The organism is Streptomyces sp. NBC_00597, from assembly GCF_041431095.1.
GTDB lineage: Bacteria > Actinomycetota > Actinomycetes > Streptomycetales > Streptomycetaceae > Streptomyces.
The window spans coordinates 944,296-959,611 of record NZ_CP107757.1 but is presented as its reverse complement, the minus strand read 5'-3'; the positions used below and the strand labels follow the sequence as shown (position 1 = coordinate 959,611).

Annotated in this window: 7 protein-coding genes; 2 read left to right on the top strand and 5 right to left on the bottom strand. The window is 72.5% G+C overall.

Annotated elements, in window-relative coordinates:
- The first annotated feature begins 779 nt into the window (after positions 1-779).
- Positions 780-1,790, top strand: a complete 1,011-nt coding sequence (locus tag OG974_RS04015; protein WP_371645408.1) for a beta-ketoacyl-ACP synthase 3 — start codon at positions 780-782, stop codon at positions 1,788-1,790.
- A 28-nt stretch (positions 1,791-1,818) separates the two neighbouring features.
- Complete coding sequence (locus tag OG974_RS04010; protein WP_328764352.1) at positions 1,819-2,070, top strand: acyl carrier protein; 252 nt, start codon at positions 1,819-1,821, stop codon at positions 2,068-2,070.
- A 28-nt stretch (positions 2,071-2,098) separates the two neighbouring features.
- Here the strand turns inward: OG974_RS04010 and OG974_RS04005 are convergent, their stop codons facing one another.
- The 5 genes from OG974_RS04005 to OG974_RS03985 all read right to left on the bottom strand — a co-directional run bounded on the left by OG974_RS04005 (position 2,099) and on the right by OG974_RS03985 (position 14,966).
- Positions 2,099-2,932, bottom strand: a complete 834-nt coding sequence (locus OG974_RS04005; protein WP_328764351.1) for a methyltransferase — start codon at positions 2,930-2,932, stop codon at positions 2,099-2,101.
- Positions 2,933-3,002: 70 nt separating this feature from the next.
- Positions 3,003-5,549, bottom strand: a complete 2,547-nt coding sequence (locus OG974_RS04000) for an FAD-dependent monooxygenase (RefSeq protein ID WP_371645406.1) — start codon at positions 5,547-5,549, stop codon at positions 3,003-3,005.
- Between the two features lie 4 nt (positions 5,550-5,553).
- Positions 5,554-12,798 (bottom strand): amino acid adenylation domain-containing protein, encoded by a 7,245-nt coding sequence (locus OG974_RS03995; protein ID WP_371645404.1) that lies wholly within the window; start codon positions 12,796-12,798, stop codon positions 5,554-5,556.
- Positions 12,795-14,057, bottom strand: a complete 1,263-nt coding sequence (locus OG974_RS03990; protein ID WP_328764349.1) for a cytochrome P450 — start codon at positions 14,055-14,057, stop codon at positions 12,795-12,797. Before OG974_RS03990 ends, OG974_RS03995 begins: the two co-directional genes overlap by 4 nt.
- An 84-nt stretch (positions 14,058-14,141) precedes the next feature.
- The gene (locus tag OG974_RS03985) at positions 14,142-14,966 is read right to left on the bottom strand and encodes a methyltransferase domain-containing protein (protein ID WP_328764348.1); all 825 of its coding nucleotides are present in this window, start codon (positions 14,964-14,966) and stop codon (positions 14,142-14,144) included.
- Positions 14,967-15,316 lie beyond the last annotated feature (350 nt).

Below are 15,316 nucleotides of genomic sequence, written 5' to 3'. Positions count from 1 at the left end.
GTCGGTGGTCGATGCCGCACTCGTCAAGCACGACGTCACCACGGACGGTCCGATTCACAGCTCGACCACGGAGCGCGATCTCCATACAGGCGTCGGCCAAAATAGGCGCCTGCAGGGCGAGTAGAGGACTGTCCAGCTACACAGAAGCCACCTCCCCACCCGGGGCACACGGCCCGGTACAGGAGGCGACTTCTGGATACTGACACCCACTCAGGAAAAATGCCTCCGTCGAGCGCCAAATGAACATCAGGATATCGCCCGTAACACCCATGGCGCACATCATGCACACCGACAAATTTGCAGGTCAGGAGCCCTTCGCGGCCGGTTCAAGGATCGCGACGCACTCCATGTGGTGGGTCACAAGAAACAGATCTACGCAAAACAGGTGGAAGGAAACCGCAGGTCAGCACCACGTGCGGCGTGCATCGGATGCATGAGCGGTGTGCCTTACGGGCACTACGCGCGGATTTCGATGCATACCTATAACTCGAACGGGCTGATCGCCGACTTCTCGAGACCAACGGCCTCGTCAAGCCGGAGGCTGTAGCTGCCAAGCGGGGCCGGACGACTACTTCCGAGCGGTCGTCGGCGGCGCGTCGTGGTTCAGGATCGCGCGTCGCTCGGATCGTCGTGCTTCTGGACGTGGTACGACTGTGTCCCGTGGGGGATTTACGCATGCATGCGGCCGCATGGGGCCTTGTTCGGGAGAGCTGTCGAAGGTGTGGAGCGGTGATCCCCGAGCGGCTTCCGGTCCGTCTTCCGGAGCGAGGGCAGGGGCAGTGACGAATCGAGCGGTCCCGGCGTCCGTCCTGGCGGGGGTCGGGTCGTACGTGCCGCCGCGCAAGGTGGCCAACGAGGAGCTCGCGGAGCGCCTTGGGCGGGCGCCCGAATGGATCTTCCAGCGCTCCGGCATCCGGTTCCGGCACGTCGTGGAGCCGGGTACCACCAGCGGGGACCTGGCCGTCGCGGCCGGTCGCGAGGCGCTCTCGCGGGCGGCGGTCGGTGACGTCGCGGCCGTGGTCGTCGCCACCACGACACCGGACAGGCCGTGCCCCGGCACCGCCCCGAGCGTCGCCTCGCGCCTGGGGATGGCCGGGGTGGCCGCGCTGGACGTCCAGGCCGTGTGCGCGGGCTTCGTCTACGGACTGGGTGTCGCCCAGGGCCTGATCGCCGCGGGCACGGCCGACAGCGTTCTGGTCGTCGGCACGGACACGCTCTCGCTGAGCGTCGACCAGGCCGACCCCACGAGCATGCTCTTCGGCGACGGCGCCGGTGCCGTCGTCCTGCACTCGGGCCACCACGAGGAACCCGGCGCCCTCGGGACCTGCGTCCTCGGCAGCGACGGCGGTGGCCGCGACCTGATCACCGTACGGGGCGGAGGGTCCGAGGAACGCTCGACGGCCGATGGCGTCCCGGCGGACCCGTACATGCGCCTGGAGGGGCGGGAGGTGTTCTGGCGAGCCGTGGAGCACATGACCTCCGCCTCGCGCGCGGCGCTGGACGCCGCGCGGTGGAAGCCGGAGGAGGCGGACCGGATCGTCGCGCACCAGGCGAACGCGCGAATCCTGGCCGTGCTCGCGCAGCGGTTGGGCGTCGCGCCGGACCGCGTGCTGTCCGACATCGAGCGGGTCGGCAACACCTCGGCCGCCTCGATCCCGATCCTGCTCGACCGCGCCGACCGCACGGGAGCCCTCGAACCCGGGCACCGGGTCCTGCTCACCGCCTTCGGCGGCGGCCTCGCCTGGGGTGCCACCACCCTCGTGTGGCCGCAGCTCTCCCGCCCGCACTGACTCGTCCCACTCATTCCGGAGGAACGGCATGTACGACACCTTGGTGAACATCCTCACCGGCAGGTTCCAGGTGCGGCCCGAGCTGGTGACCCCCGAGGCCGCCCCGCCGGCCCTCGGCCTGGACTCGCTGTTCGTGGTGGAGCTGTCCTTCGTGCTGGAGGAGGAGGCCGGTCTGAAGATCGGCTTCGACGAACTCGCGGAAGCGGACACCCTGGCCGAGATCACACGGCTGATGCAGGACGAACGGAACAGGCAGGGCAGGCAGGACGCGTCGGTCTGAGACCCGTCGGCCGTACTCGTGAGGGGCGTCAGCGGCGGGCGGCGCCCCGGGGACGCCGGAACAGCAGCGCGTGCACCGTGAAACGCGATCCGTCGAACTCCGCCCGGCCCTCCGCCCGCAGTTCCTTCAGCCGCAGCTGCAGGGTCTCCCGGTGCTCGGCGTACGCCAGCAGCGGGATGTCCATCTCGAAGACCTCCAACGTCTCGCACTCGTAGCCGCGCAAGGTGAGTTCCGCGACGGTCCGGGGGACGTCGGCGAGGGAGGAATGCGCCATGAGCAGGGAGCCGCCCGGCGCCAGGAGCCCGTCCACGCGGTCGACGACCGCGTCGTACACCGCGCGGCCGCCCCTCCGGGCGACGAGGGCCGTCTCCAGTCCGTCCGTCCTGGCGTAGCTCGGATCGTAGGGGAGGTGGGGTGGGTTGGTGATCACCAGGTCGAACCGCTCGTCCGTCGTGTACTCCTCCAGCGGCGACGTGACGCACGTGAGCCGTGAGCCGTCGAGCCCGTTGGTCGTCACGTTGGCCACGGTCTGTGCGGCGGAGGCGGGGTTGACGTCCAGGGCGGTCACCCGCTCGGCGCCGGCCGCGAGCAGGGCGACGCTGTAGAGGCCGGAACCGGCCCCGATGTCCAGGGCGTTGACGCCCTCCAGTACGGGAGCGCCGGCATCGTCGAGTGCGCCGAGCAGGCTCAGTCCGCAGTCGGTCGGGAAGAGGACCTCCCAAGGGTCGTCCACCGTGATCCGCAGACGCGTGCCGCGGAACTCGACGATCCCGCACGAGGGCCGGGCCTCCCACAGCGAACCGTTCTCGCCGGCGGGCAGGACACGGCGCCGTGTCGGCGTGCGGTCGGGAGCACTGGTCATGGGAACGGAACCTTTCAGGGGGAAGAAGGTACGGAGTTCGCCGTGGCCGGCGCGTTTCCGGTCCGGCCGGTCACTCGGCGAGGGCGGACAGCACGAGGCGTACGGAGTCGTCGGCGATGCGCCGCGCGCGTGACTCCGTAACCAGGCCCTCGACGTAGCCGAAGTTCCACGCGAGCCGTCCGTGAACGGTGGTCGCCGTCGCCACGACGGCGCCCATCACCGAGACGCCCGTGAGGAACTGGGCGCCGTCGATCCGCCAGGGACCGACCTGTTCGGGGCAGTCGTAGCGGCCGACGTTGGACAGGCACAGGTTGATCGGCCCCTCCTCGTCCATGAACCGCATGAACGACGCGCCGTCCGCCAGTGACCCGGGGCCCGCCACGCGCGGCAGGCTGATCGTGGCCAGGTGGTCCTGTCGTTTCCGGCGTCGGACGAGATCCTGGCTGACGGTCCGGGCCATGGGCCACAGCGACCCGCCCGGCTCGTACCGGACGCGGGTGGGGACCGTGGCCACGTAGGTGCCGACCTCGTCGGGGAGTACGGGCGGTTCCAGGTCGGCGCGGAAGTCGACCGGTGAACCGATCGAGAAGTACGCGGCGGCGGGGGTATCCGCGTCCCGGGCGACCGCCGACACCATCGCGGCGGCCAGGGCCCCGTGGACCGTGGTGCCGTGCCGCTTGGCGGCCCGTACCAGGCGTTCCAACTGGTCGGCGGTGAGGGACCGGTGCGTCATCCGGGTGCGCCGCCGCTCGAACGGGACGTGCTCGTCGGGGACGATCCGCTGGGCAGGCCGGGTCAGGGACGCCCGTTCCTCGCGGCGCATCAGGGCCCGGAACCCGCCGGCGCCCGCCGCGCCCCGGTGCCGGCGCGGGAGCAGGTCGTCCGTCGCGGGAAGGACCCGCCGCGAAGTGGTCGGCGGCGTTGCTCCGCGGTCCAGTTGTGCGGCGATCTCGATCCACTCGCGGACCAGGGACAGGCAGGTCTTGCCGTCGGCGATGGCGTGCGAGACCGTCAGCAGCAGGTCGTGGAACTCCCCTTCGTTCTCGGCTTCGTTCTCCGTCCCTCCCGATGTGATCACCACCGCGCGCAGAAGCGGTCCGGTGCGCCGGTCCAAGCCCTCCGCGAGTTCGTGATCGTCGATTTCCTGTTGCCACCGGATGTCGGCGGCGGGGTCGTCCGGTCGTACGCGGACGTGCCGGAACGGGATCTGGCGTCCGTCCACGGGGACGAAGGCCGGGTGTGTTCCGGTGCCGTCGTCCATGATCGCGACGCGCAGCAGGGGGTGCCGGAGCTGGAGGACGTCCAGGGCGCGGCGGTGCAGCGACGGGGACAGGCGCCCGTGGACCCGGGCGCGGGCGATGACGTTGAGCGGCGAGGTCAGGTCGGCGATCCAGTACAGCCGTTCCAGGGGGCTCAGGTCCCGGCGGACGTCACCGCGGCCGGTGAACCGCTCGCCCGGGTAGGTGAGGGCCTCCACGGTCTGCCGGACGAGGACGCGACGGGGCACCAGCCGGAAGTAGGCGTCACGGATCAGCCGCCGGTGCGGGCGGGCCCCCTGGGTCAGTCTGTTCATGCTGCGGGAGCCGGCCACCATCGCCCGTGCGCGGTCGCGGCGCAGTTCCTCGTACGCGCGCAGGGCCCGCACCGGGTCGTCTCCCGTCGCCGGATCGGCCAGCGCCCGGGCCAGGACGACGGCGTCCTCCATGGCCGTGCCCGCCCCCTGGGCGAGCGTGGTCAGCATGGGGTGGGCGGCGTCGCCGAGGAGGGTGAGAGGGCCGTCGCCCCACCGTTCCAGGAAGGCCCGGTCGCGCGAGGGGACGGTGAGGATGTCCGCTGCGGGGGTGGCATCGATCACCGCCCGCACCTCGTCGGCCCACCCCGCGTAAGCCTGTCGGACGGCGTCCTTGACGCGGTCGGGTGCGGGCGTCCCGGGGGTGGTGCTCATGGCGGCCCACCAGTAGCACCGGCCGTGGCCGATGTCGATGAGGCCGAAGCGCTGTCCGCGCCCCCAGTAGTGGCGTACGGCCCCCTCGGTGAGGCGCGGGTGCCGGAAGGGGACGATGCCGAGCCGGAAGAGGTGGTCGCAGTCCCGTGGCCCCTCGGGTCCGACGAGGTGGCGCCGTACGGCCGAGTGGAAGCCGTCGGCGCCGACGAGGACGTCCCCGCTCGCCGAGCGGCCGTCCGCGAAGCGGACGGTGACCCCCGGGCCCGTGGTGTCGAAGCCGGTGGCGGTCGCCCCCAGGTGGACCGGGCAGTCGCCGGCCTCCGTCAGCAGGGCCTCCTGGAGGTCAGCGCGGCTGAGGCAGAAGCTCCGCGCGCCCGCCTGCTCGCAGGCTTCCCCGAACGGCAGGTCCCGGATGAGCCGGCCGCGCCGGTCCATGATCCTGAACGACTCCACGGCCCGGCCGCGCTTGTCCAGGCCCAGGTCGATGCCGAGACCGGCGAGGGCGGTGACGGCATTGCTCATGACCGACAGGCCGGAGCCGGCTTCCCGCAGCTCGGTGGCGCGTTCGTACACCTCGACCTCGACGCCGACTCGCCTGAGCGCGACCGCGCACGTGAGACCGCCGATGCCGGCACCGATGACGAGGACTTTCGCAGGACGTCCCGATGGCATGGCGTCAGCCCACCCCGTGATCGCGGTCGGAGTCGTCGATCAGCTCGGCGAGGGTGTCCGCCAGCCGGGCCACGTGCGGCTCTTCCATCATGCTCAGGTGGTCCCCGGGGACACGGACCGTCCGGATCCGTCCCTCGGTCACGGCGCTCCAGCCGTTGCAGGGGTCCTGGTGGCGGGTGCGGGCGGCCCCGTGCATGGCGGACAGGACGGCGGGCAGCGGCTCGGCGGCCCGGACCAGCGTGAGGTCCTGCTCCTCGCGCGGGGGGCGGTAGGCCAGCGTCGCGTGCCAGTTCGCCCGGTAGACGTCGAACAGGCGGCGGACGACGGAACCGGAGCTGCCGGCCGGCAGGATGCCCCGCTCACTCGCGACGCGGGCCATGGACGCGAACCTCCCCTCCGGCGAGCCCGGCCCGCCCGGAACGGTCGGGGCGGGCGCCGTGCCGCCGTCGCGCGGCCAGAGCAGCTCGTGGAAGAACCACGCCAGCATGGCCTCGTCGTCGTGCGGGGAACGCGGCCCCTGTTCCAGGGCGGTGGTGTCGACCACCAGCAGGGTCACCCGCTCGCCCTCCGCCCGCAGCCGGCGGGCGATCTCGAAGGCGACGAAGCCGCCGAACGACCATCCGCCGACGGTGTACGGGCCGTGCGGGCGCACCCTCCGCAGGGCGGCGAGGTAGCTCTCCGCGAGCTCCTCCACGGTGCCCAGCGGGGCGGTGCCGGGGTCGGCCCCTGCGGCCTGGAACGCGTACAACGGCCGGTCGGCAGGGAAGTACCGGGCGAACGCGACGTAGCACAGCACGGTGCCGCCCATCGGGTGGACCATGAACAGCGGCGGGCGGTCGCCCTGCGGGCGGAGCGGCACCAAGGCGTCGAACGCGGCCTTGGCGCCGCCGTCGCGCAGCCGTGCCGCGAGCGCGGCGGGGGTGGGCGTCGCGACGAAGTCGGCCAGGCGGAGGTGCACCCGGTAGAGCTGTTCGATCCGGACCACCAGCCGCATCGCGGTCAGCGAGGTGCCGCCGAGGTCGAAAAGGCTGTCGTGCGTCCCCACCTCATCCAGGCCCAGCACGTCCGCCATCAGCTCGGCGAGCGTCTGTTCGTACGCGTCACGCGGACCGGTGCGGGGAGCGCGGCCGGCGGCGGCCAGCTGGGTGCGGCGCAGCGCGGCGTCGTCGCGCTTGCCGCTGGGGGTCAGCGGCCACCGGGAAACCCACTGCAGGTGCGAGGGGACCATATGGGCGGGCAGGACGGCGCGCAACCCCTCGCGGACGCCGGTCAGGTCCTCGTCGGTACCCTCGCCGAGGAGGAAGGCGGCGAGGAAGGTCTCGCCGTCCGCCCGCTCGCGGGCCACGACCGCGGCGTCGCGCAGGCCGGGAAAGCCGTGCGCCAGGCCGGTGACGGCCAGTTCCACCTCGGCCGGTTCCACACGGAAGCCGCGTACCTTCACCTGCGCGTCGTCGCGTCCGAGGAAGACGACGTCGCCGCCCGGAAGGACCATGCCGACGTCGCCCGTGTAGTAGAGCCGGTGGTCCCCGTCCGCGAACGGGTGCGGGAGGAATCGCTCCTTGGTCAGGTCCGGCCTGCCCTCGTAGCCGTCGGCCAGGAAGTTGCCGCCCAGGTACACGTCGCCCCGCGCCCCGATCGGCACCGGGCGCATCCGCTTGTCCAGGACGTGCACCTCGGCTCCGTCGAGGGCGCGGCCGATCGGCGGCAGCGCGGGGAAGGCGGCGGGGTCTCCGGTCATGGTGAACGCGGTGACCACATGCGTCTCGGTAGGCCCGTAGTGGTTCTCCAGGACCACGCCCGGGAGCTCGGCGCAGAAGGAGCGGATCTCCGGGGTGACGCGCAGCTGCTCGCCGCAGGTGATCACCGCCCGCAGGGCAGGCGGCGTGACGCCCAACGCCCCCGCGGCCTCCGCGAGCTGCTGGAGGGCCACCGGGGGGAGGAAGACCTGCTCGACGCGCTCGCGGTCCAGCAGGTGCAACAGAGCGGGCATGTCGCGCCGTTGCGCGTCGTCGGCCAGGCACAGGGTGCCACCTGTGCACAGGGTGGAGAAGATCTCCTGGAAGGAGATGTCGAAGCTCAGCGGCGCGAACTGGAGTGTGACGCCGCCGGGGACCGCGCTGGGCGCCGCAGCCTGCCAGGCCACCAGGGAGGCCAGGGTGCGGTGCGGCATGACGACGCCCTTGGGGGTCCCGGTGGAGCCGGAGGTGAACAGGACGTACGCGGTGTCCTCGGCGCCCGGTCCGCTCCCCGCCGGTGCATCCGGTACGCCTCGTGACGGCACGTCCGGCGTCGGTGCGGCCACCGACTCGGCGGGCAGTAGCAGCGCCGGGTCGCCGGCGAGGTGGGCGTGGGCGACCTCGGCCACGACGCGGAAGGGTCGGGCCTGCTCCAGCATGGTGGCCAGCCGGGCGGGCGGATAGCCAATGTCCATCGGGACGACCGCGCATCCGGCGCGCATGGCTCCCAGGAGCACCGCCATGGTCAGCGGGGACCGGTTCATGGCGACCCCGATCCGGGCGTTCGCCGGCGCGCCGAGCGCGTACAGCCGTCCGGCCACGTTCTGCGCGGCCTCGGCCAGCCGGGCGTAGCTCCACCGTTCCCCGCCCGCCACCACGGCGGTCGCGTCCGGGGTGCGGGCCGCCTGTTCGGCGAAGCGGGAGACGACCGTGGGATGTTCCGCCGGAGGGGCCAGGACGGGCCGGGGGGAGAGGAAGGCGAAGTCCGGCGCTTCGTCCGGGTGCTCCACCAGACGCCGTAGGACGCGCAGGTAGCAGTCCGCGTAGAGGTCGCCCTGCTCGGCCGGGAAGGTCTCCCCGTCGCAGTCGATCCGCAGCCACGTGCCGGTGCCGTCCGGTTCGGTGATCGCGTTCACCAGGAGGCGGAAGTCGTTCTCCTCCCAGGTGCGGAAAGCGGTGAGGCGCAGACCGGGCAGGTCGAGCACACGGGAGAGCTGGCGGAAGTGCACGTAGTTGAAGGCGGTGTCCAGCGCGGGGCCGCCGTGGTCCTCCTGGACGGCGCTCAGCGGGTAGTGGCGGTGGGGGTGGTCTTCCTGTTCCTGGCGGAAGCTCGCGCGCGCCACCTCCAGCCAGCTGTCCCGCGCGGTGTCCAGGCGTACGGGCACGGTGTTCAGGAAGAGCCCGGCGGTGCGCTCCGCACCGGCCGTCTCCGGACGGCCGTGGGTGATGAGACCCGTGGTGACGTCACGGGTGCCGGCGAGCGCCGCCAGCGTCAGGGCGTGTGCCGCGAAGAGCACGGACTTGACGGGCAGGGCGTGTTCGGCCGCGAGGCTCCGCGCCTGCTCGACGAGGGCGGCGGGCAGGTCGACCCGCCGGGAGGCCGGTCGGTGTCCGGTGCCGGGCAGGTGGGGAGAGAACGACTCGACCGGCAGGGGCTCGCAGCCGGCCAGCTTCTCGCGCCAGTACCGCCGGGACTCCGCCGAACGCAGGGCTGCCCGCTCCAGCCGCACGTGGGCCGCCGGTGAGGGGGGTGCCGCTCCTTCCACGGGGCCGGTGTCCAGGCCGAGGCCGTGCGCGTAGTCCTGGAGCAGCTCCTGGAGCAGGGTGGCGACGCTGCCGCCGTCGAGGAGCGCGTGGTGGAAGCTGAGGACGAGGTCGACGGCGGTGGCCCGTACGTGGGCGCGGAACAGGTACAGCGGCGGCCGGTCGAAGGTGTACGGATGGCGGCGGCGTTCCTCGACGTGCGCGGCCACCTCGGCCTCGGCCGCCGCGTCGTCCAGCGGACGCAGGTCGGCGATCTCCAAGCCACCGTGCACCCGGGGCAGGACGACCTGCAGCGGTTCGGCGCCGTTCAGGTCGAACGCCGACCGAAGCGCCGCGTGCCGGGCCGTCAGCTGGTCGAAGGCTCGGCGGAACTCCTCCTCGTCCCACGGCATCTCCAGGGTGTACCGAAAGACGTCCAGGTACCTGGCCGAGGACTCGTGCCGTCGGCTGTGGTACAGCAGGCCGAGCTGGAGCCGGGTCAGCGGGTGGGCGTCCTCGGCGTCCCGGAGCCGGGCCCGGTCCACGTCGGCCACGAGGGCGAACGGGGCCGGGCCGGTCTCGGCGCCGGACGCGTCGCATTCCTCGGCGTACGGGGCGAGGCCCGCCACCGTCGGGTTCCGCAAGATGTCGGTGAGCGAGAGGCGCAGTCCTCGGGCCTCCGCTTCGGCGCGGACCCTGAGCATGGTGATCGAGTCGCCGCCGAGGGCGAAGTAGTCGTCGTGCACCCCCACCATGTCGTGGCCCAGGACGCGGGCCCAGACCTCGGCGAGAACCGCTTCGGTGCGGTCGCGCGGCTGCCCGCCCCCGGAGGCTCCGGCGGTCCCGGCGGTGTCGTCCGGCGGGGGCAGCGCGCGGCGGTCGGCCTTGCCGTTGGGGGACAGCGGGATCACGTCGATCCGGGTGAAGGACGCCGGGACCATGAACGCCGGCAGCGTGCGTCCGAGCCGCTCGCGCAGCAGCGCCGCATCGATGTCGGTCGCGGTCTCGGCGACGTAGTAGCCGGCCAGGACGGTTCCCCGGTCGGCGGTGGCACGGCCCACCACGACGGCGTCGCGCACCCCGGGGACCGCGCGCAGGGCGGCCGCCACCTCGCCGGGCTCGACGCGCTGCCCTCGGACCTTGACCTGGTCGTCGATCCGCCCGAGGTACTCCAGGGTGCCGTCCGCTAGCCACCGGGCCAGGTCCCCGCTGCGGTAGAGGCGGCCGCCCGGCACGAACGGGTCGTCGCCGAACTTCTCGGCGGTCAGCTCCGGGCGGTCGAGGTACCCCCGGGCGACGCCGACTCCGCCGATGCACAGCTCGCCGGCGACGCCGACGGGTTGCGGCAGGTCGTCGGCGCCCAGCACGTACAGCCTGGTGTTGTCGATCGGCCGGCCGATCGGGACCCGTGCGACGGCGAGGGTGGGGTCGGTCGGGCAGTCGTACGACGAGACGTCGACCGTCGCCTCGGTCGGGCCGTACAGGTTCACGAGCTGCGCCGGCCGCTCGGTGCCGCTCTCGCGGCGGCACCGGTCGGCGAGGCGGTTGAACCGTTCGACCTGCTCCCGGGGCAGGGCCTCGCCGCTGCAGTGGACGTACCGCAGGGACGCGATGCCCCGCCGTGCCTCCCCTGACTCCTCCAGCAGGTCGAGGAACGGGCCGAGCATCGAGGGGACGAAGTGCACGGCGGTGACCCGGTGCTCGCGGACCGCCCGGAGTACCTCGCGCGGGTCTCGCTGCCCGTCGGGCGGAAGCAGGGCCACGGTCGCGCCCTCGACGGCCCACCAGAACAGCTCCCACACGGAGACGTCGAAGGAGGCCGGCGTCTTCTGCAGGAGCACGTCCCCTTCTCCGAGCGGGTAGCGGCGCTGCATCCACGCGAGGCGGTTGACCACGCTGTGATGTTCGACCATGACGCCCTTGGGGTGCCCGGTGGAGCCGGAGGTGTAGATGACGTAGGCGAGGTTCCGGGAGGTGGCGACCTGCTCGACCGGAGCCCCGTTGCCGGTCATCAGGTCGTCGATCCGCCGGGCCGGCACTTCTGAGGGGAGGACGGTGGGCGCGCCGTCGACGATCACCAGCTTGGCGCGGCTGTCGCGCAGCAGGAAGTCCACCCGCTCAGCCGGATGGTCGGGGTCCACGGGTACGTAGGCGCCGCCGGCCTTCAGGATGCCGAGCAGCGCGACCGGCAGCCGCGGTCCCCGCTTCATCATCACCGCGACGCGGTCGTCCGGGCCGACGCCGTCCGCCCGCAGGGCGCGGGCGATGCGGTTGGCCCGCTCGTCGAGCTCGGCGTAGCTCAGCGTCCCGCCGGACGCCGTGACCACGGCGGTCCGTTCCGGCTGGGCGGCTGCCCGGGCCTCGAACAGCCCGTGCACGGTCGCCCGGTCCGCGTAAGGGACCCGGGGACCGTGCGCGCGTCCGGCGGTGAGGTCCCGGTGCTCTTCCGGCGTCAGCATGGAGACATCGCGGAGCGGCCGGTCCAGTAGCTCCACACCGTGCTCCAGGAGTGTCCTGAGCTGGCCGGCCACGGCGGTGACGGGGAGGTCCTCGTCGAAGACGTCTCGGGCGTAGTCCAGGTCGACGCGGATGTCGGCGGTGTCGTCGAAGGCGGAGACCAGGACGCCCAGCGCGGCCTGGTCGTGCGAGGGAGCCATCAGGGCGCTGCGTCGGACGATCCCCGGGACGTCAGGCCGGGACCAGTTCACCGAGGAGAGCGTCACGTCGAAGAGCTGCCGCGGGTCCCCGGCCGTCGAAGACGTCTCGCGCAGGACCTCGCCGAGCGGAAGCCGTTCGTGGCGCCGGAGCCGACGGGTCGTGTCCTGGACTTCGGCGAGGAGTTCCCGGACGGTCAGCCCACCGGAGGCCGTGATCCGCAGCGGAAGGGTGTTGGCGAACTGGCCGAGGACGTCCCTGTGCCGCTTCGTCGGGCGGTTGAGGAAGGGGACGCCCAGCACCACTTCCCCGCTGCGGTGCAGGCGTGTCAGCCACACGCCGAGCATGGCCGCGACGTAGGTGGAAGGCCAGTGGCCCACGGCGCGGATGCGATCGACGAGGGCGCCGTCGACGACGAACGAGTGGCGCCCCCGCTCGCGCGGGCCGTCGCCCGTCGTACGGGTGAACAGCGCGGGTGTCACGCCCGCGAGGTACCCCCGGTGGAAGGCGCGGTCGCGGTCGCCGTCGGGCCCCGCGAGGTAGGCGGCGTCCTCCTCGACGAACGCCAGGTAGGAAGGGGCTTCCCCGTCGCTCTCCCGCCGGTCGCCCTCCGGGGCGCCGCCGTCCTGCGGAGCATCGGCGTACTCCCGGAGGATCTCGTGGCCCAGCCGGTCGAGGGTCCAGCCGTCGGCGACGATGTGGTGCGCCTTGACGTGCAGGTGCGTGACGTCCGCGCCCTCCAGGAGGACCGTGGCCTCGGTCAGGGGGCCGCCGTCCATGGGCAGGGCGCGCCCCATCGACGCCCGCATCCAGTCGGCGCGGGCGGTGTCCGGTTCGGGCACGTCCGAGAGGTCGACCACGGCGACCCGGACCGCCTCCGGTGCCACACGCTGGAAGGGGACGCCGACGCTGTCGGCGAACCGCAACCGGAACGTCTCGTGCCGGTGCAGCACGCGTTCCGCGCAGGCGGCGAGCCTGCGGTGGTCGACGCCGCCGTGCAGGCGTTCGTGGAGCACGCAGTTGAACTGCGGTGATTCCGGCGTTCGGGATCCTGCGGACCAGATGTCTCGCTGGTACGACGTCAACGGGTGCGGTGATCCGTGGTGAGTGCTCAACTGTGGAGGTTTCCTTCGAGCCGTACCGGGATCTCCCGGTGGCCGTTGAAGATGAGGGAGGGCAACGGGGCAAGGCGGTCGGAACCGACGGCCAGTCCGAGGCCGGGGAACCGGGAGAAGAGCGCGGACAGTGCGATGCGGCCTTCCAGGCGGGCGAGTTCGGCGCCCAGGCAGTAGGTGGGGCCGTGGCTGAAGGCCAGGTGATCGCGGACATTGGGGCGGGTGACGTCGAAGAGGTCGGCCCCCTGGCCGTGGACTCCGGGATCGCGGCCGACGGCAGCGTAGTTGATGACGAGGGCGTCGCCCCGCTCGAACGTCAGCCCCGTCGGTTCGTCGTGGAGGTCCTCGGTGGGGAAGCGCATCATGAAGCTTGCCACCGGGGCTTGGTGGCGCAGCGTCTCCTCCACGACCCGGTCCCAGCCGACCCGGCCCGACACGGCCAGGGCCAGCTGTTCCGGGTGGGTGAGCAGGTTGACCACGGCGTGGTCGAGCAGGTTCGCCGTGGTCCCGTAACCGGCGCCGAGCACCATCCAGATGTTGTCGCCCACCTCCCGCTCGTCGAGCAAGCCCTCGCGGTGCGCGTCGACCAGTGCGGTGGCGATGTCGTCGCCGGGCCGTTCGGACTTGAGCACGATCAGCTTCGCGAGGAGCCGCGCGGCCTCCGCCTCGGTGTCACTCGCCTGCTCCGCGCTCAGGTCGGTGGTGAAAACCATGTCGTTGACGGCCTGGAAACCGTCGTGCATGGATTCCGGCAGTCCGACCAGCGTGGTGACCGTCCGCCACGGCAACTGCGTGGCGAACCACTTCCGCAGGTCCACGACCCCGTCGGGAGCGAGGGCCGCCTCCCGTGCGAGGTCGTCGAGGAGTACGGCGGTGGTCTCCTCGATCCACGGGGCGAGCGCCCGCACGCGGCGGGCGCCGAACGCCGGCACCAGAGGGTGGCGCAACCGGGTGTGGTCGGGCCCGTACGCGGTCTGGACGGTGCGGATGTCGACCCAGATCCGCAGGGGCCAGTCGGCGGGGAGGGCGCCGTCGACGAAAGCGGGCCAGTGCTGGTGGGCGTCCTTGGAGACCCGGGGGTGGACCAGTAATCGCCGGACGAGTCCCGGGTCGGTCACCGACCAGGCCGTTACGCCGCCGGGCAGTTCGACCCGGGCGGCCGGACCCAGCGCGCGCAGCGCCCCGGCTTCGCCGTGGATGTCCGCGGCGCTGCCGTCCAGGCGATAGGGGCAGCGGTCGCGGGAGGGCGGGGAGGGCATGGCGGACGACCTCGGCGGCGGTAGGAGTCTCGGCGACGAACGGCGGTGCTCGGTGTCCGGCGATGGACGGCGGTAGACCGGTTCTCAGGGGCGGACCGCGGTCAACAGCCCGTAGCGGAGCTCCGCGACCTCGAAGAAGAACCAGTGGCCCAGGTCGGCCGCCGCCGCCCATTCGCGCGACGTCTCGCCGCTGGAGTTGTCCGCTGCGTTCCGCCAGCCGCTGATCATGCTGCCGTAGCAACGCCGGACGTTCTCGGTGATATCGGTGTGGTCCACCACCTCAAGACCGGCCTCGCGCAGCAGCTCGCCGTACATGTCAGTGGTCAGCGAGAACTTGAAGTACGCGTACGCGTCGGCCATGCGGGCCGCGTCCGGCCCGGTGAGCTCGCCCGCGAGGCTGTGCTCGGCGATGACCAGCCGGCCGCCGGGGCGCAGGACCCGCGCGATGTGCCCGAGGGCCGCCTTCTTGTCCTTCATGTGCATCAGGGACTCGATGGCGTACGCGCCGTCGAAGGTCTTGTCCTCGAAGGGGTTCTCCATGGCGTCGGCCAGCCGGAACGTGGCTCGCCCGGGGAGGTCCGGGGACAGGGGACGGCTGTTGGCCAGGTCCACCTGGTAGTCGCTGACGCTGATGCCGGTGATCTCCACGGCGTGACGGGCGACGATGCGCGCCGCGGTGCTGCCGTGGCCGCAGCCCACGTCGAGCAGGTGGTGCCGCTCGGTCGGAGCGAGGCGTTCGGTGACGAGGTCCGTCAACCGGTCGGTCGCCTCCCGCATGGAGCTGTCGTCCGCGTCGTCCTCCCAGTAGCCGACGTGGATGTTGCCGCCGAGGGCGTGGTCGTACACGTCCGTGTGACGGTCGTAGAAGGTCCCCACGTCGCCGGACGTATGGCGGTTCTGCGTCAGCATGAGGGAGCCTTTCACGGTTGGTCGAGCCACGCGCTGTGGCGAAGAAGGGGCCCGGTCGGCCTGTGCGACCGGGCCTCCGGGAGCGTGTCGATGGTGCCAAGCGCGCCGGCCCGAACGGGGCGAACGAGCTGCGGTTTCACCGTTTGGGGGACACGGATCTCACCTGTCCGGCGGAACGGACGACGGCGGAGCGGCGGACGGATCTGTGGGGGAACGCCGTCGGTCGGAGGGGGCGCGCTCCCGGCACACGCGGCCGCCGGGCACGTCCGTCACCCCCCGGAGGGGGCGCGAGGCCGTGCCCGGCGGAGTGGGTGCGGTGAGCGTGTTCACGCCGTCAGCCCGCACGGGCC